The sequence below is a fragment of the Sphingomonas sp. CCH9-F2 genome, assembly GCF_001556735.1.
GTDB classification, from domain to species: Bacteria; Pseudomonadota; Alphaproteobacteria; order Sphingomonadales; family Sphingomonadaceae; genus Sphingomonas; species Sphingomonas ginsenosidimutans.
This window is the reverse complement of sequence record NZ_LSJO01000116.1, coordinates 1-884: the sequence shown is the minus strand read 5'-3', so window position 1 is coordinate 884 and position 884 is coordinate 1. Positions and strand designations below refer to the sequence as shown.

The following is an 884-nucleotide window of genomic DNA, read 5'->3' as shown; positions in this document are numbered from 1 at the left end:
CTGCCGACGATCTCCGACGGGAACATGCTGAAGTTGAAGCTGCGCCCGCCGTTCGCCTGGTCCAGCACGAACCAGTCGCCGGTCGCCAGGCTGTGCCCGTCGAGCAGCGTCAGATTCAGTTCCGGGTCGGTGCCGCGGATCGACACCGACTGGTTTTCACCGAACCCGCCGCCCGCCGACGAACCGGTGACGACGTTGACGCCGGTCAGCCGGCCGAGCGAATCGGCGACGTTCTTGTCGGGAAACTTGCCGATATCCTGCGCGGTGATGACCTCGGACACCATGTCAGACTTGCGCTTCTGGTCCAGCGACGCCTGGATCGAGGCGCGGATGCCGGTGACGACGATGTCGTTGCCATCCTCCTGCGCGCCGCTGCGCAGCTGCGCGGCGCCGACCTCACCCTGCAGCTGCTCGGGGGCAACGGCGGGCGGTGGCGCATCCTGCGCCCGCGCGGTGGCCGATGTGGCCAGTGCCATCATGCTGACGGATGACAGTATCCCCTTGATGAACATCACCGGCCCCCAATGCAAATGTAATTGTTTGGTATTATCGACTGGTCCCCGCCGCGTTCGATTCACGGTCGCGAAACAACTGATGTGGGTAAGAAAGCACCGTTCCGGCACGCGATGCAAGCCCAAATGTTACCTGAGTGTGTCTGTACGTTTCTAACGTCATATTTTGGTATTGTGCATCGGGACGTGTCGTGACACCATTCGGTCCGACGGGCATCACGACCCGCGCACTATCCGCATCGGAAGGACCGGGATGCCGTTGATCGCGTCGCTGCTCGCCTCACTGCCCCTCGCCGTCCCGGCTCCCGCGCCCGATCTCGCCGCGCTGGCCGCCGGGCTGGGCTATCGGGTGAGGGTGGTCGACGATCGCCC

1 protein-coding gene is annotated in these 884 nt (G+C 64.4%); it reads right to left on the bottom strand.

What is annotated here, in order from left to right:
• Window positions 1–512, bottom strand: a 512-nt coding sequence (locus AX685_RS03505) for a TonB-dependent receptor plug domain-containing protein (RefSeq protein WP_231738535.1), incomplete at its 3' end; no start/stop codon positions are given.
• Between the last annotated feature and the right edge of the window lie 372 nt (window positions 513–884).